The 25,807-nt window shown below is 68.7% G+C and carries 20 protein-coding genes; 11 read left to right on the top strand and 9 right to left on the bottom strand.

What is annotated here, in order from left to right; genetic code table 11:
• Window positions 1–46 precede the first annotated feature (46 nt).
• On the top strand, window positions 47–2,821 hold the full coding sequence (prsT, locus tag AB7F93_RS00745) for an XrtA/PEP-CTERM system TPR-repeat protein PrsT (protein ID WP_428300957.1): 2,775 nt from the start codon (window positions 47–49) through the stop codon (window positions 2,819–2,821).
• Between the two features lie 66 nt (window positions 2,822–2,887).
• Here the strand turns inward: prsT and AB7F93_RS00740 are convergent, their stop codons facing one another.
• The 6 genes from AB7F93_RS00740 to phaR all read right to left on the bottom strand — a co-directional run bounded on the left by AB7F93_RS00740 (window position 2,888) and on the right by phaR (window position 9,300).
• Entirely contained in the window at window positions 2,888–3,835 is a 948-nt protein-coding gene (locus AB7F93_RS00740) for a VOC family protein (RefSeq protein ID WP_428300956.1), read from the bottom strand.
• The gene (locus AB7F93_RS00735) at window positions 3,832–5,568 is read right to left on the bottom strand and encodes an FAD-dependent oxidoreductase (protein WP_428300955.1); all 1,737 of its coding nucleotides are present in this window, start codon (window positions 5,566–5,568) and stop codon (window positions 3,832–3,834) included. The genes AB7F93_RS00740 and AB7F93_RS00735 overlap by 4 nt, the downstream gene beginning before the upstream one ends.
• A gap of 25 nt (window positions 5,569–5,593) precedes the next feature.
• On the bottom strand, window positions 5,594–6,382 hold the full coding sequence (locus AB7F93_RS00730; protein ID WP_428300954.1) for a class I SAM-dependent methyltransferase: 789 nt from the start codon (window positions 6,380–6,382) through the stop codon (window positions 5,594–5,596).
• A 12-nt stretch (window positions 6,383–6,394) separates the two neighbouring features.
• Window positions 6,395–7,771, bottom strand: a complete 1,377-nt coding sequence (locus AB7F93_RS00725) for an MmgE/PrpD family protein (RefSeq protein WP_428300953.1) — start codon at window positions 7,769–7,771, stop codon at window positions 6,395–6,397.
• A complete protein-coding gene (locus tag AB7F93_RS00720; RefSeq protein ID WP_428300952.1) occupies window positions 7,764–8,546 on the bottom strand; it encodes a citryl-CoA lyase in 783 nt (260 codons plus the stop codon). The genes AB7F93_RS00725 and AB7F93_RS00720 overlap by 8 nt, the downstream gene beginning before the upstream one ends.
• A gap of 295 nt (window positions 8,547–8,841) precedes the next feature.
• Window positions 8,842–9,300 carry a polyhydroxyalkanoate synthesis repressor PhaR gene (gene phaR, locus AB7F93_RS00715; RefSeq protein WP_428300951.1) on the bottom strand — a complete coding sequence of 153 codons (459 nt, stop codon included), beginning with the start codon at window positions 9,298–9,300 and terminating at the stop codon, window positions 8,842–8,844.
• Window positions 9,301–9,510: 210 nt separating this feature from the next.
• On the opposite strand from phaR, the gene AB7F93_RS00710 reads away from it, so the two are divergent.
• From AB7F93_RS00710 to AB7F93_RS00665, 10 genes are all read left to right on the top strand, one after another.
• The gene (locus tag AB7F93_RS00710) at window positions 9,511–10,857 is read left to right on the top strand and encodes a S41 family peptidase (protein WP_428301189.1); all 1,347 of its coding nucleotides are present in this window, start codon (window positions 9,511–9,513) and stop codon (window positions 10,855–10,857) included.
• Window positions 10,858–11,016: 159 nt separating this feature from the next.
• Entirely contained in the window at window positions 11,017–12,630 is a 1,614-nt protein-coding gene (locus tag AB7F93_RS00705) for a UbiD family decarboxylase (RefSeq protein WP_428300950.1), read from the top strand.
• A gap of 154 nt (window positions 12,631–12,784) precedes the next feature.
• Entirely contained in the window at window positions 12,785–13,525 is a 741-nt protein-coding gene (locus AB7F93_RS00700; protein ID WP_428300949.1) for a hypothetical protein, read from the top strand.
• Between the two features lie 301 nt (window positions 13,526–13,826).
• Window positions 13,827–15,074, top strand: coding sequence for an aromatic ring-hydroxylating oxygenase subunit alpha (locus AB7F93_RS00695; protein ID WP_428300948.1), 1,248 nt, complete (start codon window positions 13,827–13,829; stop codon window positions 15,072–15,074).
• Entirely contained in the window at window positions 15,071–15,568 is a 498-nt protein-coding gene (locus AB7F93_RS00690) for an aromatic-ring-hydroxylating dioxygenase subunit beta (protein WP_428300947.1), read from the top strand. Before AB7F93_RS00695 ends, AB7F93_RS00690 begins: the two co-directional genes overlap by 4 nt.
• A gap of 23 nt (window positions 15,569–15,591) precedes the next feature.
• Complete coding sequence (locus tag AB7F93_RS00685; RefSeq protein WP_428300946.1) at window positions 15,592–16,581, top strand: carboxymuconolactone decarboxylase family protein; 990 nt, start codon at window positions 15,592–15,594, stop codon at window positions 16,579–16,581.
• Between the two features lie 85 nt (window positions 16,582–16,666).
• Window positions 16,667–17,722, top strand: a complete 1,056-nt coding sequence (locus AB7F93_RS00680; RefSeq protein WP_428300945.1) for a VOC family protein — start codon at window positions 16,667–16,669, stop codon at window positions 17,720–17,722.
• A 217-nt stretch (window positions 17,723–17,939) separates the two neighbouring features.
• Complete coding sequence (locus tag AB7F93_RS00675) at window positions 17,940–19,031, top strand: fatty acid desaturase family protein (RefSeq protein ID WP_428300944.1); 1,092 nt, start codon at window positions 17,940–17,942, stop codon at window positions 19,029–19,031.
• Complete coding sequence (locus AB7F93_RS00670; RefSeq protein WP_428300943.1) at window positions 19,024–19,977, top strand: diacylglycerol/lipid kinase family protein; 954 nt, start codon at window positions 19,024–19,026, stop codon at window positions 19,975–19,977. Before AB7F93_RS00675 ends, AB7F93_RS00670 begins: the two co-directional genes overlap by 8 nt.
• The gene (locus AB7F93_RS00665; protein ID WP_428300942.1) at window positions 19,974–20,912 is read left to right on the top strand and encodes a hypothetical protein; all 939 of its coding nucleotides are present in this window, start codon (window positions 19,974–19,976) and stop codon (window positions 20,910–20,912) included. Before AB7F93_RS00670 ends, AB7F93_RS00665 begins: the two co-directional genes overlap by 4 nt.
• Window positions 20,913–20,954: 42 nt before the next feature.
• Here the strand turns inward: AB7F93_RS00665 and AB7F93_RS00660 are convergent, their stop codons facing one another.
• The 3 genes from AB7F93_RS00660 to AB7F93_RS00650 all read right to left on the bottom strand — a co-directional run.
• Window positions 20,955–21,269 (bottom strand): hypothetical protein, encoded by a 315-nt coding sequence (locus AB7F93_RS00660; RefSeq protein ID WP_428300941.1) that lies wholly within the window; start codon window positions 21,267–21,269, stop codon window positions 20,955–20,957.
• Complete coding sequence (locus tag AB7F93_RS00655; protein WP_428300940.1) at window positions 21,266–21,583, bottom strand: hypothetical protein; 318 nt, start codon at window positions 21,581–21,583, stop codon at window positions 21,266–21,268. The genes AB7F93_RS00660 and AB7F93_RS00655 overlap by 4 nt, the downstream gene beginning before the upstream one ends.
• Before the next feature lie 89 nt (window positions 21,584–21,672).
• Window positions 21,673–25,807 (bottom strand): beta strand repeat-containing protein (locus AB7F93_RS00650; RefSeq protein WP_428300939.1); only part of this gene is annotated, 4,135 nt, incomplete at its 5' end.

The raw sequence follows: 25,807 nt of genomic DNA, 5'->3' as shown, positions 1-25,807 counted from the left end.
TCACCCTGCCTGCCCAGCCACATTCCCCCAAAGAAAGGACGTTCCCATGCGTGTTGCCCGTTCCGTCGGCCCTGTGCGCGGCCTTGCCCTCGGCGCCTTGTTGGGTCTCACGCTGGTGGCCGGTTGCGGTCGCTTTGGCGACAGCGCCGCCGATCACCTGGTCCGAGCGGCTGAGTTGCGCGCCAAGGGCGATGCCAAGGGCAGTCTCATCGAGCTCAAGAACGCCCTTCAGAAGGAGCCCGACAACGCACAAGCGCGGTTTCAGATCGGCGAGGCCTACCTGCAGGAGGGCGACCTTGCCGGCGCACAGAAGGAACTCAACCACGCCCTGAACGCCGGCCTGCTTGAAGCGACCTTGCCGCTCGCGCGCACCTACGTCGCCACGCAGAGCTGGGATCCGCTGTCGGATCTGAAACCCGCCGAGGCGTTGCCGGCGCCGGTACGTGCCGAGGTCCTGGCACTTCAGGCCCGCGGCGCCCTGGCCGGCGGCGATCAGGACGGTGCGCACGCGCTCGTGGAACAGGCCCGCGCGCTGGACGCGAAGTCCGCGCCGGTGCTGTTCAGCGAGGCGGCGCTGGCGATCGGCAACAAGGACCAGGCGCTGGCCGAGCGGCAACTCGCCGCCGCGCTTGAGGCCGATCCGAACTACGCGGACGCGTTGGTTCTGCGCGCCGATCTGGCAGCCCAGAAAGGTGACATGGCCGCGGCGGAGGCCGACTACAGCCGCGTCATCGCGCTGCGGCCGGCGGCGTCGGCATCCGAACTGCTCAAGCGCGGCATGGTCCGGATGTCGCTCAAGAAGCTGGATGACGCCCGCAAGGACGCCGATACGCTCAAGAAGTGGGCGCCCGAGCACCCGGGCGTGGCCTACCTGGACGGGCTCCTCAAGCTGTCGGCGGGCGACTACGTGGCCGCGCAGACCGCCTTCGAGCTTGCGCTGTCGAAGGCGCAGGACTACCTGCCGGTGATCTTTTATCTGGGTGCGGTGCATGCCGCCCAGGACCACCTGGAGCAGGCCGATTACTACCTTGGCAATTACCTCAACCGCGCGCCGGGCTCGGCGGCCGCGGCGCGGCTCGCCGCCGGGGTCAAGGTGCGGCGCAACGACATCGAGGGCGCGACCGCCGTGCTGGAGCAGGCGGCGGCAGCCAACCCAAAGGACGCCGTGCTGCACGACCTGCTCGGCCGGATCTACGCCTCGCGCGGCGACCCGAAAGGCATCGAGATGCTGAAGGAAGCGGTGGCCCTGCAGCCTGATTCGGCGGCGCTGCGCGAGCGGCTCGGCATAGCCATGCTGCTTGGTGGCCAGCAGAGCGAGGCGCAGGCAGAAATCGATGCCGCCGCGCGGCTCGATCCCGACGCCCGCCAGGGAAAGTACTTGCTGGTGATCACCGCCATGCGCGAGCGCGACTTCGAGCGCGCGCTCACGCAGGCGCAGGCGCTGCAGGCGTCCTACCCGGACGATGTGACGGTGTGGAACCTGCTGGGTGGCATCCATCTGGCCAAGAACGATTCAAAGAAGGCGATGGAGGCCTTCGAGCAGGCGCTGCGCATCAAGCCCGACTCCGTCGCCGCCACCAACAACCTCGGGCAGCTGAAGGCCGGCAGCGGCGATGTCGACGGCGCGGTGGCGGTCTACCGCGATGGCCTTAAGCACGCCGCGGGCAATGCCGCCATCAGCCCGCGATTGGCCGGCCTGCTGCTGGCGCAGAAAAAGCCCGACGAGGCGGTGCAGGTGCTCGCCGACGCGGTAAAGGCCAACCCGTCCAACACGTCGCTGCGCATCGTACTGGCGCGCGTGCAGTACGGCCTTGGCAAGCAGGACGAGGCGGCGAAGACCCTGCAGGAGGGCGGCGACAAGAGCGCTGACCTGCAGATTGCCGCGGGTGACCTCGCGCTCGCGAAGAAGGATTTCCCGACCGCCCGGGTGCACTACGAGGCGGCGGCCAAGCTCGACGAGCGATCGGCGGCGCCGCTGTTCATGTTGGGGCAGGTCGAGCGGCAGGACGGCAAACCGGAGGTGGCCGAGAAGCGCTACCGCGACGCGCTGATTCGCGAAACGACGCACCAGCCCGCGCGCACGGCCCTGGTCAGTCTGCTGCTGGCGCAGCGTGACGTCAGCGGCGCGCTGGCGGTTGTCGACGACGCCGAGCGGCAGGGCCTCAAGGCGGGCTACCTGCAGGCACTGCGCGGCGACATCGCCGCCGTGCAGAACAACCGCGAGGCGGCCCTCGATGCCTACGGCAAGGCCCTGGCAATGGAGGACAGCCGCACCCATCGCATGGCGCTGGCCCGGGCGCAGGTGGCCTACGGCAAGGTGAAGGACGGTGTCGCCACGCTGGAAGGCTGGCTTGCAAAGAACCCGCAGGATGCGGCGACCCGCCATGTGCAGCTCAACTGGCAGGTGATGGCCGGCAACACCGACGCCGCCGTGCAGGGCTACGACGTGCTGCTCAAGGCCAACGACAAGGACGTGCTGGCGCTGAACAACCTCGCCATGCTGCTGCGCGGCAAGGATCAGGCGCGCGCAGTGGACCTTGCGCGCAAGGCGGCCGGGCTGGCGCCGAAGTCGCCGGCGGTGATGGACACGCTGGCGCTGCTGTTGATGGACGGTGGTGACCTGTCGCAGGCCCGCAAGTTGCTCGAAGGTGCGGTCGAGGCCGCGCCCAAGGCCACCGTGCTGCAACTGCACCTGGCGCAGGTGCAGGCCAAGGCCGGCGACAACGCCGCGGCCCGTGCCAGCCTGCACAAGCTGCTCGAAAACGACGCGAAGTTCCCCGAACGGGCCGAGGCCGAAGCCCTGCTCGCCTCACTCAAGTAACCGCGCATCGTCTGGGCCTGCCGGAAGCCGCTGCGGTTCCCGGCAGGCTCCCGGCGTCGTACCGGATCAGACGTCCAGGCCGACGCGCCAGGCGTCCTGCGCGCTCATGCCGAGCGACTGCCACCAGTCCGGCCGCTCGGCCACGATGATTTCGATGCACAGGCCCATCAGCGGCGCGCTGTCGAGGTAGTAGTAGCGCATGGCGTCGCCGATGGCGCCTTCGAGGCGGACAGTGAGGCCGGCCCGCGCGACACCGGCCCGCACGGCGGCGAAGTCGGCCGGGTTGAGGATGGTTGGGAAGTAGTGCTGCGGACCTTCGCCGTGGGCGGCGAGAAAGCGCTGGTACAGCCCGTCGCCGCCGAGCGGCTCCATCAGCTCGCAGGAAAAGCTGCCGACGCGGCCAAAGGCGGTGCGGGCGTGGTGCGCGACGGGCTGCGCATCGATCCACACCCTGAGGCCGTGGTCCGTGTGCAGCTCCATGCGCAGGAACTCGTCGATGCCGAGCAGGCGTTGAAAACCGCCGATGGCCAGTTCCCGGTCGCGTACCACCATGCCGACGTGAAACAGCTTCTGGCACGGCAGCAGCGCGATGTGGCTGAAGCTGCGCCGTCCAAGAACCTGCGGCGGCACCTGCTCGACGGCGATGGCGAGTCCGCCGAGTTGCGCTCGGCTGGCGATGGTCAGCCGAGCGCTGCTGGGTTCGACAGCGAGCCGGTGGGCAATGGCCCGCTCGGCAACCCGGGCCAGCGGCTCGCGGCCGCGCCCGGCGAACACGGCATGGCTCATGCCCGCGCCGCGGCGCTCGAAGAACTCGCCGCAGACATCGCCGCCGCCGCTGCCCTCGATCAGCTCCAGGCGCAGGCTGCCGAGCCCGCCGAGCGCCGCCGGCCGGCCATCGATCTCGCACAGGTCGAACTCGCGAATGCCGAACACGCGCGCGTAGGCCGCCATGGCCGCCGGCAGGTCGCGGACGATCACGCCGAAGCGGTCGAAGTCGCCCGGTTGCAGGCTCATGCCGAGGTCTGCGTGGCGGCGCGGCGCAGGGCGTGTTCCGCCGCCAGCGCGCCGAACGTGATGGCCGGGCCGAGCGTCGCGCCGCCGGCCCAGTAGGCCGGTCCGGTGGGGGAGGCCACGCAGTTGCCGGCGCCGTACAGGCCGGGGATGGGGCGGTTGCGCACGTCGAGTACCCGCGCGTGGCCGTCGATGCTGGGGCCGCCCTTGGTGTCGAGCGTGCCGGCCACCAGCAGGATGGCGTAGTAGGGGCCGGTTTCGGCGAGCGGGTGCAGGGTCGGGTTCGGGTGCGGGTTGTTCAGCACCGGCTGCGGGCCGAACTGGTGAAAGAACGGCTCGATGGGCGTCTGCCCGCGGCGGAAATCCTCGTCCTTGCCGCGCCGCGCGAAGTCGTTGAAGCGCGCCACGCTGGCCTTGAGCTGCGCCGGGAAGTCGTCCGCCAGCAGTGCCCCGCCGGTGTGCCTGGCGATGCCGCGCACGTGATCGGCGAGCTTGGCGGCCAGCGCGTCCAGCGTGGCCGCGCTGTGCACGTGCGGCGGCAGCGGGCCGGCCGGGGGGATCGGCGCGTAGCCGGCGAATTCGCGTGCGCTGCGCGCATCGTAGACCATCACCGACAGCAGGTTCGGGTACTCGGCGCGCGCCGGGTCCCAGGCGAATTGCACCTGCGTGCGCTCGTTGTAGACGAATTTCTCGTTGAAAAAACGCTGTCCGAAGCGGTTCACCTGCAGCATCGAGTCGCCGGGCGTGCACCAGATGCCGGTCGGCACGCTCGGGTTCACCAGCGCCTGATCGAGCGGAATCTGGCACCACCAGGCGTTGCTCATGTTGCCGAGGCGCGCGCCGACCTCGCCGGCCAGGGTGACGAAATCGCCCTCGCAGGCCGGCTGCGCGCAGCCGCCGAACACCGGCCCTTTCAGGAAATCGCGCCGCATCTGCGGGTTGTGGGTGAAGCCGCCGCTGGCGAAGATCACGCCCCGCTTGGCGCGGATGTTGACCGTCTTGCCGTCGTCGCCGGTCGCCGCAAGGCCCGTCACCCGGCCGTCCTCCATGAGGATGCGCTGCGCCCGAAGGCCGGTGCGGATCGGCACGCCGGCGGCATCGAGCGCGGCGCGGAACTGGCGGATCAGCTCGGCGCCGTTGCCGACCTGCCCCTGCGGGGTGATCGGCACCAGCGCGCGGCCTCGCGGAACCTTGTTCTCGGCCAGATGCGCGAAATAGTCCGGCATCTGCACGCCGGGCGCGAATTCGTTCGACAGGTTCAGCACGCCCGCCGCCTGCCAGCCGTCGAGCACGCGCGCGGCATGGTCGTAGTAGGTGCCGATCATGGCCAAGCCGTCGGCCGGCGCGCCGAAGCCCGGGTGCTCGGCGTCGTAGGACTCGGGGTAGCTCAGGCGCACCATGTAGCGCAGCGCGTCGTCGCGGCGGTCATCCAAGCCCGCCTCGCGCAGAAACCGGTTGTTCGGCACCCAGATGCCGCCGACCGACTTCATGGCGGTGCCACCGGCGAACGGCGCTTTCTCGATGATCAGCACCGTCGCGCCCAGCCGGTGGGCGGTGAGCGCGGCGCTGGAGCCTGCCGCACCCGCGCCGACCACCAGCACGTCGACGGCGTTGTGCCAGTCGGGGCCCCCGGTACGGCTGGTGGCGCCGTGCGCGGCAAGGCCGGCGCCGGCCGCCAGAGCGGCGCCACCTTGCACAAAACGGCGCCGACCGAGGTTGGGTTTGCGCGTGCGCATCATGAATCCTCCTCGATGGGCGTTTTTATGAAACCTTGCGCCGCCCCCAGGCGGACACGGTGCAGGCGGCGAATGCCCACAGCGCGGGGTCGTCGAGCAGGTCGAGCGCGGCGTCGTATTCCGCGGCCGACAGGTGGCCGCCGGCCAGCACGCGTGCACGGGCCTGCTGGGCGCTGAGCCGGTAAAACCGGGCCAGCGACCCGCCGCCCCGCAGCATGGCGACCTCCGCCGCAGCCTGCACGTCGCGCAGGTGATGGCTCGCGAGCATGGCCGGCAGGCCGCGTGCCCAGTAGCAGTCACGCCCGGTGGCGGCGACCACGCTGCACGTGAGGGCGTCCATGAAACGGGCATACAGTGGCGGCGCGCCGGCGTGACCAGCCGTGACCGGATAAAAATCCGGTTCCTCGATCAGCAGCAGGCCGCCGGGTTTGAGGGCGCCGATCAGGCGCTCGATGACGGCGTCGAGGTCGGGCAGGTGGTGCAGCAGCCAGCGCGCGTGCACCAGGTCAAACGCGCCCGCCGGCAACGGCTCGCGGGTCAGGTCGTGCGTCAGCAGTTCGAGCGCGGGTGGCGCATCGAGGCCGGCGATGCAGGTGTCGATGTCGGTGGCGACCACACGGCCGCTCGGCCCGACGACCTGACACAGCCAGTGCGCGATCGACCCGCCGCCGGCGCCGACCTCCAGGCAGTGCCAGCCGGCGCCGACGCCGGCCGCCAGGAGGTGCCGCCGGGTGGCCGGATCGAGCTGCGCCTCCAGCAGCGCCAGCCGTTGGCGGGCGTCCTGCCACGCATTGGTCAGCGCGTAGTCGGTCATGCGGTGGCCGCTTCAGGGCGCGGACGGCAGCCCGCGCAGGGCCTGCATGTCGAGCGGTGTGGCGCTTGCCAGGGTGCGCAGCCAGCCCAGCAGGGTTTCGATGTGGGCGGCGTCGATGCCGCCGGCCGCGGCAAGGCCGCGGAACTTGTGTTCGAGTTCGGCCGGCGTGAGCGGGTTTTCCGGATCGCCCTTGGGGCGATCCTGCGCGGCATCGAACGTGCGCCCGTCGGCCAACGTGACGCGCACCGCCGCCGACCAGCAGGCGGGGTAGGCCGCTTCACGGGCCGGCTCCACGGCGACATCGATGCGTGGCAGCAGCGCCCGCAGGGCGCCATCGTGCAGCGCCGCGTCCGCGAACTCGGCAAGCCCGACCCGACCGTGCCGCAGCGCCGAGGCCACGCAGTACTGCAAGCTGAACTTGGCGTCCGGCGCGGTGCGTGGGTCGGGCTTGTCGCACAGCGTGAGCGCGGCCTGGTAGGTGCTGATTGCGACCTTGTCGATTTCGGCGCCCGCCGGCAGCCGCGTGCGCAGCGCGAGCGCCGCATCGATTGGCGCATGCGTGTGGCGGCACGAGGCGTGCGGCTTGATGGAGATGGCGTGAACGCGCAGCGGCTCGTCCCGGGCACCGAGGTGCTCGGCTACCCGCAGCGGCTGGCCGCGGGGCGCGAGGCCGGCAAAGAAACCGCGATCGCCTTCCAGAATGTGGCGCGCGCCGGTCAGTCCCAGGCGCGACAAGGTGGCGGCGAGCACGCCATTGGCCGCGGCGCGGCCCGGATGCAGCGGCTTGGTGAGCGCGCCTTCCTCGTTGAACTGCCACAGGCCGGACGCCTGCGTGCCGGCATTGCCGAGCGCCCACACCAGCCGGTCGCGGTCCAGATCGAGCAGCCAGCCGGCGGCCGCCGCGGCGCCGAACACACCGGCGGTCGAGGTGTTGTGGAAGTGGTAGTAGTGTTCCGGGCCGAGGGCGGCGCCCACGCGCACCATGATTTCATAGCCGACCACCACGGCCGCCAGCAGGTCGAGCCCGCTGGCGCCGACCCGCTCGGCGACCGCGAGCGCCGCCGGCACCACCACCGCCCCCGGGTGCGTGACCGACGCGCGCTCGACGTCGTCCATCTCGACGATGTGCGACAGGGCGCCGTTGACCAGCGCCGCTACTTCGACCGAGCGGCCCTCGGCAAGGCCGAGCAGCGTCACCTTGCCGGCCGGCTGCAGGCGCGCGTACTCAAGAAAAATCCGGCCCGTATCTGTGCCGAGGCCAGCCAGCGCCGAACCCAGCCAGTCCAGCACCAGCAGGCGGGCGGCTTCGAGGTCCGCCGCCGCAAAGCCGATCTGCCGCCGAGCGACCTGCCAGTCGGCCAGGCGCTCGGTGAGGCTCGCCTCAAGCATGGTTCTTGAGCGCGCTGCCGGAGTACTCCACGGCGTGCGTGCCGGCGTCCCAGAGGCCGCGCGCGGCCGGGTTCTCCAGCTCTTCCTTGACGTGACCGACCAGTCCCGCGGCGCGGGTGATGACGGCAAAGCCGCGCATCACCTCGACCGGGATGCCGATTTCCGACAGCACGGCGGCGATGGCGCCGGTGGCGTTGATGGTGATGTGCCGCTCGTAGACGCGGTCGACGGCTTCGCCGAGCGCGAGCAGCGCCGCGATGTGCTGGCCGGGCACGCCCACGCCGCGTGCGATGGCGAGGATCTTCGGCGTGCGCGGGTCGTCCGGCCGGTGCAGGTTGTGGCCGAAGCCGGGCAGGGCGGTCTTGCTCGCCCGGTGGCGGCGCGCGATGCGTTCGGCGGCGGTCGGCACGCCGTCCTCGGCGGCCATCATCTCGGCAATCAATTCGGCCGCGCCCTGCATGGTGCCGAGGAACTGCCCGCCGACGCCGAGCAGGCCGGCGGCGACGGCGCCCTGCAGGGATTCGGGCGCACTCATCAGCGTCAGGCGGGTGGCGATGGCGGACGGCGTGATGCCGTGCTCCATCAAGGTGACCAGCACGGCGTCGACGATCTTCACCTCGGCCGGCGTCGGCATGCGGCCCATGATCTGGAAGAACATCATCTGCGTGAAGGTGACCTCGCCGATCAGCTCGTCCACCAGGCTCTTGTCGCGCACGTAGATGGCGTCGCTGGTGTAGGCGCAGATGGCGGTGGTGGGCTTGCGTGGTTCGGCCATGACGTCGAGATTCTCCCCAGGGTGAGCGAAAGCCGCCGGATCATGACAGCTTCGATCGGGCCAGAAAAGCGCTGCGGACGGCAGCCGGCGGGCGGCGGATACCGGCGGTGCGTTCGAACACCGAATACCGTTTCGCTATCGTTACCCGCGGCTTTGAGAAGCAACATTGCCCGGCGCCTCGGGCGGCGGATCAATCCTTAAGATCGGACGAACTCACGACGTGCGGTTGCGCGTGCTGCACCGCAGTCGACTGTCAGCGTCCCGCGACTCAGCCGAAGTCTTGGGAAACGCACAACTACTTCGATGAGCGTCCTGTTGCGGCGCTATTGGCCACGACGTCGTCGCCGAGTGACTCCCACTTGGCGATCCTCGGCTCGGTTACCGGCGCCATGACGTTCAGCGGATGCCCGCTGACCATCGAGCGCAGCTGGTCGTGGAAGGCGTTTTGCTGCTCAAGGAACATCGTCATGCTGCGCTCCAGGTACTCGCGCAGTAGCCCCTGCAGGCTGTCGCCGTAGAACCGGATCAGCTGGCGCAGCACCTCGTCCGTTAGCAGCGAGCCGGCGCTGTGGCCCTCTTGCTCGGCGATGATCTGCAGCAGGACGGTGCGCGTGATGATGTCGCCGGTTTTCGAGTCGTGGACTTCGAACAGCTCGCCGGCGAGCACCAGTTGCTTGACGTCGTCGAGCGCGATGAAACAGCTCTGCGACGTGTCGTACAAACGACGATTCGGATACTTCTTCAGAATTCGCACGCGGCAATGCCTCGGCCCGGCCCGACGCTGCAACCGCCATTGGATCGACGGTTCGCGGATCGGGGCGCTGCGGGGATTTTACACCGGCGGGCGCTGCTCTCATTCTCGGGGTCCGGGCCCATAAGCCTCGGGCCGCGGCCTTATACTTCGTGCGTCTTTGAAATTCTTGAAGAAGGCTGAGTTGCCGTGACCGCGGCGGTCGGAGTGTCCATGTCGAAAGCGTTAAGAGGGGCGGCCCTGGTTGTCGCTGGGTTTTTTTGCGCCCTTCTGGTGCTGCGGGACAGCGCCCACGCGGAACGGGCCGACGGCGCGCCCGCAGTCGCCGCCGGCCTGGAACTGCCGGTGCAGGAGCTGCGCCTGTTCAGTGAGGTGCTCGGCATCATCCGGCAACACTACGTGGAGCCGGTGAGCGATGCCGATCTTCTGAAGAACGCCATCCGGGGGATGCTGGCTGGTCTCGATCCGCACTCCGCCTACCTCGAACAGGACGAATTTCAGGAGCTCAAGGAGGGCACCTCGGGCGAGTTCGGCGGCCTGGGCATCGAAGTCGGCATGGAAGATGGCTTCGTCAAGGTCGTGTCACCCATCGATGACACACCGGCGCAAAAGGCTGGCGTACGGGCGGGCGATCTGATCATCCGGCTCGACGACACCGCCGTGAAGGGTCTGTCGCTGAACGACGCCGTCAAGATGATGCGCGGCGCGCCGGGCACCGACATCCTGCTGACCATCGTGCGCGAGGGCGAGCAGAAACCGCTTCAGCTCAAGCTGACGCGGGCGGTGATCAAGGTCAACAGCGTGCGCAGTCGGCCGCTGGAAGCCGGCTACGGCTATCTGCGCGTTTCCCAGTTTCAGACCAATACCGGGCGCAAGCTGCGGGAAGAGATCGAAAAGCTCAAGCGGGACAACGGCGGGTCGCTGAAAGGTCTGGTGCTCGATCTGCGCAACAACCCGGGCGGTGTGCTCACGGCCGCGGTGTCGGTGTCCGACGCGTTCATCAGCGATGGCCTGATTGTTTACACCGAGGGCCGCGGCTCGGACGCGGAGCAGAAGTTTTCGGCCACGTCCGGGGACGTGCTCGACGGCTCCCCCATCGTGGTGTTGGTCAACGCGGGCTCGGCGTCGGCGTCGGAGATTGTGGCCGGCGCGCTGCAAGACAACGCCCGGGCCATCATCATGGGCGAGAAAACGTTCGGCAAGGGCTCGGTGCAGACGATCTTGCCGATTCGCGAGAACGCGGCGCTCAAACTGACGACGGCCCGTTATTTCACGCCGAAAGGGCGTTCCATCCAGGCCGAAGGCATCGAGCCCGACGTGCCCCTGGAGCGCGTGCAGCTCACGGCGGTGGAGCAGTCGTTCGAGCCGTTGGGTGAGCGTGATCTTGCACGACACCTTGGCAATCCGAACGGCAAGAAGCCAGCGGCGCCGGTCACGAAGCCCGGTGACGCCAAGGGCGGCGCCAAGCAAGAGGCGAGCCTCGCGAGTGCCGATTTTGGTGTGCACGAAGCGCTGAACCTCCTGAAGGCCCTCAACATCGTGCAATCGCGCGCCAAGTAGTCACCTCGGGCGCGTCTGAATCGGCTGGACGCGGCCTCGGTCGCGCCTGCTCTAGCCCGCGCGGGTCGTCCGCACCGATTGCGGCGGCTGATTGACCGCGCCGACGGCGGGCGCATACGCTCATGAGGTCAGTCACTGACGATTAGAGAGGAGAACCTTATGGCTACCGCCGCTTCCGACCTGCCGTCCGGTCAGTACTACCGGGATCTGAACGACTACATCGCCGCGCTCGACAAGGCCGGCAAGCTGCAACGGGTCACCCGACCCATCGACAAGGACACGCAGATGCACCCGCTGGTGCGTTTGCAGTTCCGCGGCCTGGAGGAGAAAGACCGCAAGGCCTGGCTGTTCGAGAACATCACCGACGCCAAGGGCCACCAGTACGACATGCCGCTGGTGCTGTGTGCCATGGCGGGTTCGTCGGACATCTACGCGCTTGGCTTGCAGTGCACCGTGGCGGAGATTCCGCGCCGCTGGGATTACGCCCAGGCCAACCCGATTGCACCGAAAGTTGTCGATAGCGGCCCGGTGCACGAGCAGATTCTGCGCGGCGATGATCTGAAGGACCGCTGCCTGTCGCGGTTGCCGATTCCGATCTCGACGCCGGGCTTCGACAACGCGCCCTACACCACCGCCTCGCACTGGGTGAGCAAGGACCCGGACACGGGCCTGCACAACGTCGGCAACTACCGCGGCATGCTGAAGTCCGAGCACCGCATCGGCGTGTACCCGGCCTCGCCGGGCTGGGGCATGCGCCGGCACATCGAGCTGTGGCGCGAGCGCGGCCACGACAAGATGCCGGCGGCCATCGTCATCGGCGTACCGCCAGCGGTGTCCTATACCGCCGTGACCCGCCTGCCGAACGACGTGTGCGAGTACGACGTCGCCGGCGGCCTCGCCGGCCACGCGCTGGAGCTGGTCAAGTGCGTGTCGCACGACCTGCTGGTGCCGGCGCAGGCGCAGATCGTGGTCGAAGGGTTCGTGCCGACGAGTCTTCAGGAAATGGAAGGGCCGTTCGGCGAATTCCCCGGCTACATGGCCGCGCGTGACTACTCGTGGTTCATGGAAGTCACGGCAATTACGATGCGTAACAAGCCGATTTATCAGGCTTTCCTGTCGCAGTTCCCGCCGAGCGAGTCGTCCAAGATCCGTGGCATTGGCTGGGAGGCGGCGTGCTTCGACTACCTCAAGGCCGGCGGCTTCGACAACGTGCTCGAGGTGCACTACCCGGAAACCTCGGGCTCGTTTGGCGTGTGTCTGGTGCGCATTCGTCGCGGCAAGGAAGACGACGGGCAGAAGGTGCTCGATCACCTGTCGAAGAAGTTTGTCGGCAAGGTGGCGATCGTGGTGGACGAGGACGTCGATATCCACGACCCGGGCGCCATCTACTGGGCCTTGTCGTATGCCATGCAGCCCTACCGCGACGTGCGCGTGGTGGACATCCCGCTGATGCCGCTCGACCCGTCGATCGCCCCGCCGGGCGCCAACCGCGGCCTCACCGGCGAGAAACCGCGCATGTCCGGCCTGCTGATCGATGCCACGCGCGACTGGGCCTACCCGCCGGTGTCGCTGCCGCGGCAGGAGTTTATGGAAGGCGCCGTCAAGCTGTGGCAGGAAATGGGCCTGCCGGAGCTGAACCTGCGCAAGCCCTGGTTTGGCTACAACCTCGGCCACTGGTCGGCCGAGGAAACCGAGGAGGCCGATCTCGCCGCCCGTGGTGATTACTACGTCACGGGTGAGAAGCAGCGCCAGCAGCGCAGAACTCTGGATTGATTCGGGCACCGTCCTCCCGGCCAGCAGGTCGGGAGGACGGGGTGCCGCAAGGTGATTAATATTCCCGCCCACGGCGAGTGTGCGCCCCGGGCCTGAAAGCGGCCCATCGTCAGTTCCGCCCGCGGCCCGACCCGCCCTAGCCCCAGACACCCGTATGACTTACTGCGTCGGTATCAAGGTCGGCGCCGGCCTGGTGTTCGCCTCAGACTCGCGCACCAACGCCGGCGTCGATCACGTCGGTACCTATAGCAAGATGCACATCTTCGAGCGGGCTGGGGAGCGGCTGTTCGTCGTACTCAGCGCCGGCAATCTCGCGACGAGCCAGGCCGTGATCAACGCACTGCGGCGCGAGTTCAACGACCCGACGGCCGCAGGTCTGCACCAGGTGCGAGACGTCTTCGAGGCGGCCGATCACCTCGGCAGCCTCAGTTACCGCATCCAGCAGGAGCATGCCGATGCACTGGCGCGCAGTGGCGTGAGTGCCGAAGCCAGCTTCATCATCGGCGGCGAGGTCGGCACGACCGGCCACGACGTGTGCCTCGTGTACCCGCAGGGCAACTACATCGCCGCGACGCCGGAGACGCCGTATCTGCAGATCGGCGAGACCAAGTACGGCAAGCCGATACTGGACCGCATCATCGCGACGGACACGAGCCTCGACGACGCCGCCCGCTGTGCGCTGGTGTCACTCGATTCGACGATCCGCGCCAATATTTCGGTCGGGCCACCGCTGGACCTCGCCCTGTGCGAGGTCGCCACCCGGCAGGTCGCCCGCCGCCTCACGCTGGCGGCGGATTCGCCGCTCTACGTGGGCATCCAGCAGGGTTGGAACGAGGGTCTGAAGCGCGCGTTTCTTGCGCTGCCGCGCTTCGACTGGGAACAGAACCCAGGCTGAGAGGCTGGCTGCCACGGGCGGGTCTGGTTGGGCGGGCCGTGTGCCTGCTGCGAGACCGCCGTTGCGTGTGTGCCACGGCGTCTGTCCAAACTCAAATTCGACTAGCGCCCCCAACAGTGCCGGCCTGGTCTGCTGTCAACAGACCCTACGACCGCTCCGGGTTCGCCAACCGGCCAGTCGGTAGGGTCCGCTTTACAGGCATTCCTGCCGCGGCTAGTGTGTCCGCACACGCTGCGCCTGCCAGCGCGCCCCACAGCCGTCTGTCGCGGCCCCGGCGCCCCGCTGTTCGAAGGAGAAACCCATGAACCAACCGCGTGACTATGCGGATCTCGCGCGCGTGGATCGCACGCACGTCAGCCTGTATACGGACCCTGACGTGTTCCACGACGAGCTGGAGCGCATCTTCTACCGCTCCTGGGTATACGTGGCGCACGACAGCGAGATTCCGAACCCTGGCGATTACAAGACGACCTTCATCGGCCTGGTGCCGGTCATCGTCAGCCGTGACCTGGCCGGCGAGATACACGTGCTGGTCAACCGCTGCATGCACCGCGGCGCCACCGTTTGTGCAACCGAGAAGGGCAACGCGCGGAGCTTCACCTGCCCGTACCACGGCTGGGAGTTCGGCCTGGACGGGTCGCTCGCGGCTGTTGCCATGCCGCGGGGCTACAACGCCGGCGAGATCGACAAGGACAAGCTGAACCTCGTGGCGGCGGCGCGCGTCGGCAGCTACCGCGGCATCATCTTCGCGAGCCTGCTGGCCGAGCCGGACATCTCGCTCGATCAGAAACTCGGCGGCGTCAAGGAATACATTGATCTGTACATGGATTTCTCGCCGGTGGGCGAGATTCTGGTCGGCCGCAGCGGCGTCAACAAACATCTGTACGAGGGCAACTGGAAAATCCAGGTCGAGGGCAGCGTCGAGGGTTACCACGCGCCGGTGACGCATGCCACGGCCTTCGACGTGATGATCCGCAAGATGGGCTTCCCGGCCAACTACCAGGACCTGCCGCTGCACGGCATCGACGGCGGCTACGGCAACAACGTGCTGGAGGTGTACCGCCTGCCGGATGAGGCGGTGTTCAAGCGCTGGCCGGCGGAGTTCATCGACCTGCTGACGCAGGCGCACGGCCGCGAGCGCGCCATGGAAGTGCTGCGCACGCGCTTCAACATGGTGTTGTTCCCCAACTTCGCCATCCTGGAGTACCAGTTCCGCGTGATTCGCCCCATCTCGCCCGAGCGCACCGAGGTGCGCCTGTACCACACCACGCTGAAGGACGTGCCGGCGGCCATCAACACCCGCCGCGTGCGCGAGCACGAGTTCTTCTACGGCGCGGCGGCGTTCGGTGGACCCGATGACTACGCCGTGTTCGATCGCCTGGGCGCCGGCTATCACGCGCGCATGGCGCCCTGGGTGTACCTGAACCGGGGGTATCTGTCGGAGGGGACAGACGACCACGGCCGGCGCATCGGCGGGCATACGCAGGAAACCCAGCAGCGTGCCCCGTACTACGAGTACCGGCGCCTGATGGCCAGGGCAGGGGCATGACCATGGATCGCCAGGCGGTAGAAGCCTTCCTGATAGACGAGGCGCACCTCATCGACCACAAGCGCTGGCGCGACTGGCAGAAACTGTTCAGCGCGGATGCGATTTACTGGATTCCGTCCAACCGGCTCGACGCCGACCCGACGCAGCACGTGTCGTTCGTCTACGACGACATGGAACTGCTGAACGAGCGCCTGAAGCGCCTTGAAAGCGAGTTCTGCTTTGCCCAGGCCATGCCATCCAGCACGCTGCACCAGATCAGCAACATCGCCATCGCGCCCGGCGAACAGGACGGCGAGATTGCGGTGCGCTCGAACCAGGTGATCTACGAGTACAAAGGCAACTCGCAGCGCCGCCTGGAGCCGGTGAACGTGTTTCCCGCCTTCTGCGAACATGTCCTGCGCCGGGGCGGTAACGGCAGCTGGCAGATCCGCTACAAGAAGGTCGGCCTGCTGAACTGCGATGCCGAAATTACCAACCTGACCTTTCTGCTCTGAACGGTTCCACCCGAGGGCTCGCCATGGAAAACGAGAGCACGTTCAACATCGCCGCCGCCGACGGCTTCCCGTTTTCCCGCGACAGCCAGGACTTCAAGCAGGGTCTTGCGCTGATGCGCAAGGTGCTGGGCGCCGACGACGCCGCCAAGATCGAGGCGCTGATCGGGAACCCGCTGTTCGGCAACGAGATCGGGTACCTGTTCTCCAAGACCTGGGGCGCGCTCTACGCCCGCGACAACCTGCCGCTGCGCGACCGCGCCATGCTGCTGATGGGCAGCGATCTTGCGCTCGGCCGCGAGGGTCCGCTCAAGGACCACATGCGCGTGGCGCTGCACGCCGGCGTGAGCCCGCAACAGATCGTGGAGGCGCTGTTCCAGTCCATGTTCTACGTCGGCGCCCCGGGGCTGGTGCTCGGGCTCAAGGTGGCGAGCGAGGTGCTGGCGCCGCACATGGAAGCGATGAAGAATGCGCCGGCGATTCCACAACGGATAAAGGAGGGGACGATGATCAACGATCTTGGCGTGCGCCTTGGGCCGATCAACCATGTGGCGATGGCGGTCAAGGACTGGGAGAAGACCGCGCGTGGCTTCGCGAGCCTGATGGGCCTCAAGACCTGGCGCAAGATGGAAATTCCGTCGGCCATCATGGAAAAGGCGGAGTACTACGGAAAGCCGTGCGAGTTCGTGTGGATCTCCGCGTTCGCCAAGCTCGGCGACACGCTGATCGAGCTGTGCCAGCCGGTGTCCGGCCAGACCGTGTTCGCGGACTTCGTGAACGAGTTCGGCGACGGAATGCAGCACGTGGGCGACCTGTCGCACCCGGACCCGCTGGAACTGGTGCGCCGCTACACCAGCCAGGGCGTCAAGATTGCCAACTACGGCAAGATCGCCGGCGTGGCGGAGCTGTTCTTCCTCGACACACGCGAGCAGCTCGGCGGCATGTTCCTCGAAGTGGTGGCGCCGCCCACCTACGCGCAGATCGCCGCGCTCGGCGAGGACGTTACTTTCACCTGACGGGCGCCCACGCGACGCGTAGAACAACACCCATCAGGCCGGCTAGACCCGGCCTGATTTTTTTGCATCACGAGGAGAACACACCATGCCCGCAACCATTCCGGTCGGCCAATGGCAGTACACCACCGTGGTCGTGCGCGACTACCGGCAGGTGGTGTGCAACTTCGCGCGCTTTTTCGGCATCGACCGCTGGGAGGTGATCCGCGTCGATGGCAAATATCTGACCAACGCGCAGTTCGAGGGCAAGCCCGCGCAGCACCGCTGGATCTCCGTGTTCGGCCATAACGGCCAGCTCGGCATCGAGCTGATCCAGCCGGTGGACGGTCCGTCGGGCTACCAGGCCATGCTGGACAGCGTCGGTGAGGGCATGTACGCCGTCGCGGCCAGCGTGTGCCAGCCCGACCAGTTCGAGGCGCTCAAGGCGGACCTCGCCGCCCAGGGCGTCGGCATCCGCCAGAGCGGCACCTTCTTCGAGGCGGTCGACTACTACCAACTCGACACGCGCGATGCGCTGTCGAACGTGGTCGTCGAGGTGCACTGCCCGCGCCGGCCGGACTGGCAGTCCGCCATCAAGCCGGACGAGGTGCTGCACATGGACCTCAAGCACCTCGGCCCGCAGTTCCTGCCGACGCAGAAAATGCTGCACATCGGCGTCGTCTGCAAGGACCGCAACCGCACCAAAGCCAACCTGCAAAAACTGTTCGGCATGCAGCGCTGGATCGAGTTCCAGATCGAGTCCGGCGTCAGCATGGATGAGACCACCTACTACGGCCAGCCCTGCTACCACGCCTACGACAACCACGTCGGCCGCCATGGCGAGCTGTGCTTCGAGCTGATCACCCCGCGCAGCGACAAGTGCGTGTACGACGAGTTTCTGAAGGAACGTGGCGAGGGCATGCACCACACCTTCCCGACCATCTGCTCGAAAGAAGAATTCACCGCTCGCCTGCCGGAACTGGAAAAGCACGGCATGCCAGTGATCCAGGGCGGGCGCATCGGCGATCTGATGGAGTACTACTACATCGACACGCGCCGCTACCTGCCCGGCATTACCACCGAGGTGGTGATTCCGCTGCGGCCGGACTGGCTCGACCTGTTCTTCCCGAATCCCGGGGATGCGTCGATCTTGACGGGCGAGTGAGCCGCAACGGACGCGCTCAGCCGTCGGTGTTGCGGGTTGTCCTGCTCTGTACACCGGTCCAGCTCGCTGGTGCCGTTCTGACATCTCAAGAAGCCAACCGGATCCGCGCCGCAGCGAGAAGCGCGCCCAGCCTGGAGCGGCGCCGGGCGCCTGGGGTTTTGGGGCGGCTGTTAAACTGCGGCGCACAGTCGCCCCGGCCTTCTGCGCGCGCCCGCCCATGAACGCACCAACGCTCGATACCGCCCCTGATCGCTTTTCGCTCGACCAGATGCGCCGTCTGTGCGGCGACCTGTTCGCGTACCGCCCGGCGCTGTACTGGCTCGATTTCGTCCTGAGCGCCGGCGTCGGCTACGCGCTGGCGCTGGCCTACCTCACCGGCACCGGGCCGATCTTCGCGCAGGCGCTGGCCTTCGTCGGCGCGGGCGTGCTGCTGTTCCGGGCCGGCACCTTCATGCACGAGATCGTGCACATGAACGGCGCCCTGCCGGGCTTTCGGCTCGCCTGGAACCTCGCCTACGGCATTCCGCTGCTGATGCCGTCGCTGATGTATCGCAATCACCTCGACCACCACAACGTGAACCGCTTCGGCACGCCCAAGGACGGCGAATACCTGCCGCTCGGCAGCGCGCCCGTCGCCGAGACCATCAAGTACCTGATCCAGGTGCCGATCCTGCCGGTGCTGGCCGTGCTGCGGTTTCTGGTGGTGACGCCGCTGTCCTACCTGCACCCGGGCCTGCGGCGCTGGGTGAGGCGCCGCGTGTCGTCCTACGGCAGCAATCCGTACTACCAGCGCGAGGTGCCGGCCGACGAGCCGCTATGGCAGTGGGCGCTGCAGGAATGGGCGTGCTTTGCGTGGCTCGCGTTCCTCGCCAGCCTGTTCGTGACGGGTGCGCTGCCGTGGGCCTTGCTCGGCAAGGTGTATCTGCTGATGACGTTCGCGATCGGCCTCAACTGGGTGCGCAACCTTGCCGCGCACAAGTATGTGAACACCGGCGCCCGCATGACGCTGCAAGGCCAGCTCGAAGACTCGATCAACATCACCGGGCAGACCTGGCTCACGGCGCTGCTGTTCCCGATCGGGCTGCGCTATCACGCGCTGCACCATCTGTTCCCGGCCATGCCCTACCACGCGATGGGCGAGGCGCACCGGCGGTTGATGTCGCAGTTGCCAGCCGACGCCTCGTATCGCCTGACCGATTACCCCAACTTCTTCGCGGCCGTGTCGCAGCTGTGGCGCGGCGCCCGGCACAGCGCCGGCAACGGCGCGCTGATGCAGGACTGGCGCCGGCTCGGCGCGCCCGGTGCTTGATCCGGCCAGCGTCGGCGTCATCAGCAACCCGGCCAGTCGGCATAACGCCCGCGGCGGCTTGAGCGCCGTCGAGGCGGCGCTCGCCGCGCAGCCGCGCATTCGCCACCGCCTCGCACGCACGCCGCGCGAGATCGAAAGTGCACTCGCCGAACTGGTTGCCGCAGATGTGCGCTGCGTGGCGCTGAACGGCGGCGACGGCACCGTGCAGGCGGCGCTGACCACGCTCGCGCTGCGTTCGCCGTTCGCCGCGCCGCCGCAGCTGCTGGTGCTGGCCGGCGGCACCACCAATATGAGCGCCTATGACCTGGGCAGCCACGGCAAGCCGGCCGCGTTGCTGCGCGCGCTGATCGCCGGGCGGCTCACCACCACCCATCGGCGCGTGCTTGACGTGCGCGAGGCAGACGGCACCACCCGCTGCGGGTTCTTCCTCACCGCCGGCGGACTGCCGCAGGCGGTGCGCGAGTGCCGGGCGTTTCGCGCCCGACGCCGGCTGCCCGGTCTGGGCGGCGCGCTCGGCACGGCGGCCTGGATCGCTGGGCGTCTCGCGCGGCTCGCGGTCGGCCGGGCGCCGTTCGCGCCGCTGCCGCTCACGTTTCAAGCCGGCGACGTGCCGGCCGTGACACGCGACGCGTTTCTGCTGCTCGCCACCACGCAGCGGCGCCTGGCGCTTGGCATCCGGCCGTGGTGGCACGGCGCCGGCGGTCCGATCCACGTCACCACCATCAGCCGGCCGGCGCGGCGGCTCGCGCTCGCGCTGCCCGGACTGCTGCGCGGGCGACCGCCTGCCTTCGCAGATGCCGAGGCGGGCTACGACAGTCGGTCGACCGACGCCTTCACGCTCACCCCCGGCGGCGGCTACGCGCTCGACGGCGAGGATTACTTTCCGCCCGACGGCAGCGCGCTCGCCGTGCGCGTCGGCGCCGAGTTCGAGTTCCTGCGCCCGTGAGCGACCCGCAGTGCCGCGCGCTCGTCGACGCCATCGACCGGCTGATCGATAGCCCCGCCCCGCCCGGCGCGCAGGCGCTGGCACAGGCGCTGCGCGTCCGGCACGGCGGCACGGTTGCCGCCGTGCTGTTCTACGGCTCGAACTTTCGCCGCGGGGACGACAGCGAGGGTCTGCTCGATCTCTACGTGCTGGTGGACGACGCCCGCGCCGCGCTTGGCAGGCGCTTGTCCGCCGTCGCCTGCCGACGGCTGCCGCCGAACGTCTACTACCTCGACCTGCCGCTGCCCGACCGCACGGTGCGCTGCAAGTACGCGCTGCTCGAAACCGGCGCCTTCTCACGCTACATGACGGCCCGGCAGAGCTATTTCTGGGGTCGCTTCGGGCAGGCGAGCGGGCTGCTGTACGCGCGCGACGCGGCCGCCCGGTCACAGGTTGCGCTGGCGATGGCGCAAGCCGTGCTGACGCTGCTCGGCCGCAGCCTGCCGCTGCTGGGTGATGACTTCGACGAGCCCACCTGGTGGCGCACCGCGCTCGCCGCCTGTTACGCCACTGAACTGCGGCCCGAGCGCCCCGGCGCCGTGGACGGTCTGGTGCGCGACCTTGCACCCTGGCGCGGCGCGCTCACGCCGCTCGCGGCACGCTGCCTGCCGGGTGTGAGCACGCACGCGCGCGGTTACGGACAGACGCTCTCACGCACCAAGCGTGCCGCCGGGCGCCGGCGCTGGGCCGGCCGGCGGCTGCTCGGCAAGAGCCTCAACGTGGCGCGGCTCGTCAAGGCCGCGTTCACGTTTGCAGGCGGCGTCGATTACCTGCTGTGGAAGGTGGAGCGCCATTCCGGCGTGCGCGTCGAGCCGACGCCCTTCCTGCGCCGCCACCCGCTGCTCGGCATCTGGGGCGTGGCCTGGCGGTTGTGGCGGCGTGGCGGGTTTCGCTAAGCGCAATCGCTGCCGGTACCCAGCCCCGCGTAAACCGGATGGCTAGTTTTTATCGTCCGCGGGCGCCTTCGCCGCATCCGGATTGATGGTGACGCCGCGCTCATTGAGCGCCTTGACCAGGGCCTGGGCGTTGGCGTTGTCGCGCTCTGCCAGACGCGCCACACCGGCGGCCAGGGCATCGAGCTGCTCACGCATCTTCTGGGCGTTGGCGTGGATCGGCTCCTGACCGGCGGCCAGCGTGGTCAGGCTGCGTCGCTCGGCGACCAGTTGCACGGTCTGGAAGGCAAACCACAGCACAAAGGCGACGCCGAGCAGCGCCAGCGACAGCCCGGAGGGGCGCGGGTCATGGTCGTTCATGGCGCTTTCCTCGGGGTCTCGCCCGCCGGCTCGGGGGTCTTGTTGGCCGGTTGCGCCGGCGCCAGGGTGTAGCTGATGCCCTGCGCGGCCAGCAGGGCGCTGAGTTCCTGGTCGTTGCTGCCGGCCGCCCGGTCGGCAATACCCTGCACCAGGGCTCGGTACAGCGGCTCCAGCTGCATGCTCTGCTGGATGTACTGGGCGCGCGTGGCATACGCCGCCTGACGGGCGCGGTTACCGCTGTACAGCACGATGTTGGTGATGACGAGCAGCAGCGCGATGACGGCGAGCCCCGTCAGCCAGCGATCTCGCGTCATTCCGATCCTCCGCGTTCATCGCCCCGCGACGGGGGCAGACAAGAAAAAGCGCCGGCCGGAGCTTACCCGACCGGCGCTTCGGTAGGCATTCAGCGCGGGGTGACGCGGCGGCGCAGCGACGCCATCAGCACCAGCGCACTGGCGAGCAGCAGCAGCGTGCCGGGCACCGGAACGGTGCCGGTACCGCCAGCCACCACCCTGGCGGTGAAGTGCAGCGTGATCGGCCCGAGGGCGCCGCGGAAGCCGCTCGCGTTGTGTCCGCTTGCGTTCAGGACGACGCTGTCGCTGACCAGGCCGAGCGTAACGGGGTCAAAGCTGATGCCGAAGCCGCCCTGCGCCTGGCCGGCGCCGAGGTCCGTAAACAGGTCGAAGAAGCTGGCCAGGTAGGCGAAGTCGTCGGTGTCGGTGGCACCGAACTGGCCGTCCAGCAGGTCGCTCGGTCCGAGCACGTCGTTGAGCACTTCCAGCGATGCGCTGCGCACGGCGGAGCCCTGTACCAGGGTGCCGAAGTCGAGCGTGTAGACGTCACCGACCGCGCTGAGTACGCCGAACCCGCCCGCCTGACGCAGGGCGGCGTCGGCGTAGTTGTTCACCTGCGCGGCGAGCGCGACGCTCTGGCTGCCGAGGTTAAGGTCCGCCATGTCGGGGTTGCTGGAGGCGAACGCCACGCTGGCGCTGCCGCTGTAGAAGCCGGCGCTGCTGGTGTCGAGGGCCACCAGCAGGCTGCTGGTGTCGCTGGCACCGGCGGCAAGGCCGCTGACGCTGCCGCTGGCGCCAAAGCCGGCCGCGCCGGTGGCGATGCTGGCCTTGAGCGTGTCGTTGAGGGCCGCCACCGGCGCGGCGTTGGCGACGCCGACGGTACGGTCCGCCACCACATCCCCGACGTGGACGATGCCGAAGTCGACCGTGGGCGTAGTGAGGCTCGCGACCGCCGTCTCGTAGACGCGGCCCACCAGCCCGACGATGGCGCTGCCGACCGACAGGTCGGCCGCGCTGGTGGTGCCGGCGCCGGTGGAGACGAAATCGACGCTGGCACTGCCCGACGTCGCGCCGGCCGTGCCGGTGTCGAGCCCCACGCGCAGGGTGGCGGCGTCGCTCCCGCCGGCCGCGAGGTTGCCGATGGCGCCGCTGGCGCTGAAGCCGGCCGAGGCGGTGCCGATGCTGGCGTTCAGGCCTTCGGTGAAGGCATCCGGCGACACGTTGGTCACGCCGACGCCGGCGGTCGGGCTCGCGTCACCGCGCCGCGCCGCCAGTACCACGGATGGCGTGTCGAGCTGCGGGCTTGCCAGGCGGTAGACGGCGCCGCTGACGGCAACGATCTGCGCGGGCAGGTTGGTCAGCCCAAGCCCACTGGTGCCGGTGCCGTCCGACACCAGGGCAATGGTCGCCGTGCCGGATTTGGCGCCCGCGGTGCTGGTGTCGAGACCCACGTGCAGACTGCTGCTGTCGGTCGCCGTCGGGCCGAGCAGGTTGAAGCTGCCGCTGGCCGTCACTGGCGCGCCGTTGCTGGTGATGCTGGCATTCAGGCTCTCCGAGAAGCCGTCATCGATGGCAGTGTTGGTGATGCTCAGCGCCTGGTCGGCCACGGTGCCGATCCGCAGGTTGCCGAAGTTCACCGGGTTGGGCGCCGCCGGGCTGGCGCTCGCCAGGCGGAACACGCTGCCACTGGTGGTGATGTCGCCGGTCACGCCGATGGTCTGCGAGGCGAGATTGGTGACGCCAAGCCCGCTGGTGCCGGTGCCGTCCGAGGCGAAGTGGATCACCTGCGTGCCGGCCACGCTGCCCGCCGCGCTGGTATCGAGGCCGACGACCATGCTGCTGGCGTTGGTCGCCCCGGCGGCCAACTGGCTGATGCTGCCGCTGGTGAGGATGCGGCTGTCGGAACTCGCACCGAAGCTGGCGTTGAGGCTCTCCGAGTAGCCATCCGCCAGCGCCGTGTTGGTGATCACCAGCGCCTGCTGCACGGTATCGCCGACGTGCACGTTGCCGAAGTTGACGGCGCCGAGCGTATTGGCGCTCGCCAGCCGGTAGACCGCGCCGCTCACGGTGACGGTCTGGCTGCCGGCGGCGATGGCCGCCAGGCCGCTGGTGCCGGTGCCGTCGGATGCGTAGTTCAGGGTCAGGCTGCCGGACTTGGCGCCGGCGGTGCTGGTGTCGATCCCCAGCGTCACCGGCACCGTCGAGGCGCCTGCTGCCAGTTGCGTGACGCCGCCGCTGCCGGACGTGGTGTAGGCGTTGCCGGTCACGGCGCCCAACGTCATGTTGAGGCTTTCCGAGAAGCCATCGGCAACCGCCGTGTTCGACACGGTCAGGTTCTGGACGGCGTTGTCACCCACGTGCACGTTGCCAAAGCTGGTCGACACGGGCGTCGTCTGGCCCTGCGCCAGGCGGTAGACGTTGCCGCTGACGGCCACCACTTCGCTGCCCACGCTGGCCGTGCCAAGGCCGTTGCTGACGCCGCCGACCGCCCCGGCGGTCTCGTAGTTGAGCGTCACGCCCCCGGTCTTGGCGCCGGCCGTGGACGTATCCACCGCCACGGCAATCGCGCCCGTGCCGGTGTTGTTGGTGCCTGCCAGCCGCCCGGTGATGGCGCCCGTGCCGGTCGCGGCGCCCGTCGCGCCGCCAACGGTTACGTTCAGATCCTCGCTGAACGAGCCCGCCGGGGCCGTGTTGGCCACGGTAACGGCGGCGGTATTGCTGCCGCCCACGCGCTGATTGGCGACCACCACCGGCGAGGTGGCGCTGCCCACCGCGGCGTTGTAGGCCGCGGCACCCGCGCCGAGCACGATGTTGAGTTTCTGGTCGGCGATGTTCTCGAAATTGCTGCGCAGGTTCAGCACCTGCCCAGTGAGCGGCGCCAACACCCCCGCGCTGGCCGCGGTGAACGTCACGCCAAGATCACCGCTGTTGCCGCCGGGTCCGCCCGCGTTGTAATTGCCGGGCGTAACGCCGACGCCGCTCAGACGCGTATCGGTGAGGTTGCCGCCGTTGACGCTGCTGGTCTGGATGGCACCGCGCAGCGTCGGGCCTGTCGTGCCGGCATTACCGACCTGATAGTTGTACGTGGTCGCGCCGACGCGCACGTTGTTGATGGTGAGCGTCGCGTTGGTGGTGGCGCCGTTGGTGACGGTGGCGCCGGTAATCACCTGCGCCACGTCGCCGCCGGCAACGATCAGCCCGGTACCGGACACGCCCGCGCGGCGGTTGAAGGCGTCGCCGCTACCGGCGCCGGCATTGGTGTAGTCGGTGTTTATCGTCAGGTTGCCGGTGCTGAGGTTCAGCGCCGCGCCGGCAGCGCCCATCAGCAGGCGACCCTGGGTGTTGCCGCCGTTGGTGAGCGTCATAACGCCCGCCGGGTCCACTTGCAGCGTGCCGGTGCCCCCGACATTGCGTTGTACGGCGAGCGTGCCGTTTTGCGCGCGCATCAGGCCGCCGTTGGTGATCGCGCCGTTCGGGTTGACCGTGATCGTGCCGCCGCCGTCGGAAGCGATGGTGCCGTTGTTGGTCAAGGTCGCGGCGCCGCCGATGAAGTTCTGCGCGCCGATGACGCCCGTGATGCCGTGAATGGTGAGGCCGGAATCGATCGTGAGCGCGCCCGCCTCGATGTTCAGGCGGTTGCTCCCGGTGGCATCGGCGAACACGATCTCGCCAGTCCCACCGATGGTCTGCGTGCCTTGCGGCGCGAGCAACGAGCCTTGCGCGATGTCGATGCGGCCGTCGACCGTCATGCCGCCGCTGGCGATGCGCACGATGCTGCCAGCGGGCGTCAGGTCGAGCAGGCCGTTCAGCGTCACGCCGTTCATAAAGTTGCCGCTGCTGCCGTTCGCCTGGAAACGGCCGCTGCCGGACGTGTCCAGCATGCCGCCGGTGACGGTGACGCCGTTCATCCGCACGGCGCTGCCGTTGTCGGCGAACAGCAGGCCGGCGGTGTTGTCCACGCTCGATTGCAGGAGCAGCGTGCCGCCGTTCTCGGCGCGCATCACGTTCTGGTTCTGCGTGGCGCCGTTGACCGTGAGCGTGAGCGTGCGGCCGGCAACGTCCGAGGTAATCACGCCCTGATTGATCAGCGTGGCGGCGCCGCCGACGAAGTTCTGCGAGCCGATGACGCCGTTGCCGCCGCGCACGGTGACGCCCGCGCCCAGCGTCAGGTTGCCGGCCTCGACGTTGAGGCGGTTGTTGGCGCTGCCGTCGTCGGCGAAGGCGATCGTGCCGGTGCCGCCGATG

This window comes from Immundisolibacter sp. (assembly GCF_050250495.1).
In the GTDB taxonomy this organism is placed as follows: domain Bacteria; phylum Pseudomonadota; class Gammaproteobacteria; order Immundisolibacterales; family Immundisolibacteraceae; genus Immundisolibacter.
Note: the sequence above shows the minus strand (reverse complement) of the source record. Positions and strands in the feature narration are given on the sequence as shown.

Coding starts and splice junctions, on each gene's coding strand:
- prsT (WP_428300957.1), top strand. CDS start 47: ATGCGTGTTGCCCGTTCCGTCGGCCCTGTGCGCGGCCTTGCCCTCGGC.
- AB7F93_RS00740 (WP_428300956.1), bottom strand. CDS start 3,835: ATGAGCCTGCAACCGGGCGACTTCGACCGCTTCGGCGTGATCGTCCGC.
- AB7F93_RS00735 (WP_428300955.1), bottom strand. CDS start 5,568: ATGCGCACGCGCAAACCCAACCTCGGTCGGCGCCGTTTTGTGCAAGGT.
- AB7F93_RS00730 (WP_428300954.1), bottom strand. CDS start 6,382: ATGACCGACTACGCGCTGACCAATGCGTGGCAGGACGCCCGCCAACGG.
- AB7F93_RS00725 (WP_428300953.1), bottom strand. CDS start 7,771: ATGCTTGAGGCGAGCCTCACCGAGCGCCTGGCCGACTGGCAGGTCGCT.
- AB7F93_RS00720 (WP_428300952.1), bottom strand. CDS start 8,546: ATGGCCGAACCACGCAAGCCCACCACCGCCATCTGCGCCTACACCAGC.
- AB7F93_RS00710 (WP_428301189.1), top strand. CDS start 9,511: ATGTCGAAAGCGTTAAGAGGGGCGGCCCTGGTTGTCGCTGGGTTTTTT.
- AB7F93_RS00705 (WP_428300950.1), top strand. CDS start 11,017: ATGGCTACCGCCGCTTCCGACCTGCCGTCCGGTCAGTACTACCGGGAT.
- AB7F93_RS00700 (WP_428300949.1), top strand. CDS start 12,785: ATGACTTACTGCGTCGGTATCAAGGTCGGCGCCGGCCTGGTGTTCGCC.
- AB7F93_RS00695 (WP_428300948.1), top strand. CDS start 13,827: ATGAACCAACCGCGTGACTATGCGGATCTCGCGCGCGTGGATCGCACG.
- AB7F93_RS00690 (WP_428300947.1), top strand. CDS start 15,071: ATGACCATGGATCGCCAGGCGGTAGAAGCCTTCCTGATAGACGAGGCG.
- AB7F93_RS00685 (WP_428300946.1), top strand. CDS start 15,592: ATGGAAAACGAGAGCACGTTCAACATCGCCGCCGCCGACGGCTTCCCG.
- AB7F93_RS00680 (WP_428300945.1), top strand. CDS start 16,667: ATGCCCGCAACCATTCCGGTCGGCCAATGGCAGTACACCACCGTGGTC.
- AB7F93_RS00675 (WP_428300944.1), top strand. CDS start 17,940: ATGAACGCACCAACGCTCGATACCGCCCCTGATCGCTTTTCGCTCGAC.
- AB7F93_RS00660 (WP_428300941.1), bottom strand. CDS start 21,269: ATGAACGACCATGACCCGCGCCCCTCCGGGCTGTCGCTGGCGCTGCTC.
- AB7F93_RS00655 (WP_428300940.1), bottom strand. CDS start 21,583: ATGACGCGAGATCGCTGGCTGACGGGGCTCGCCGTCATCGCGCTGCTG.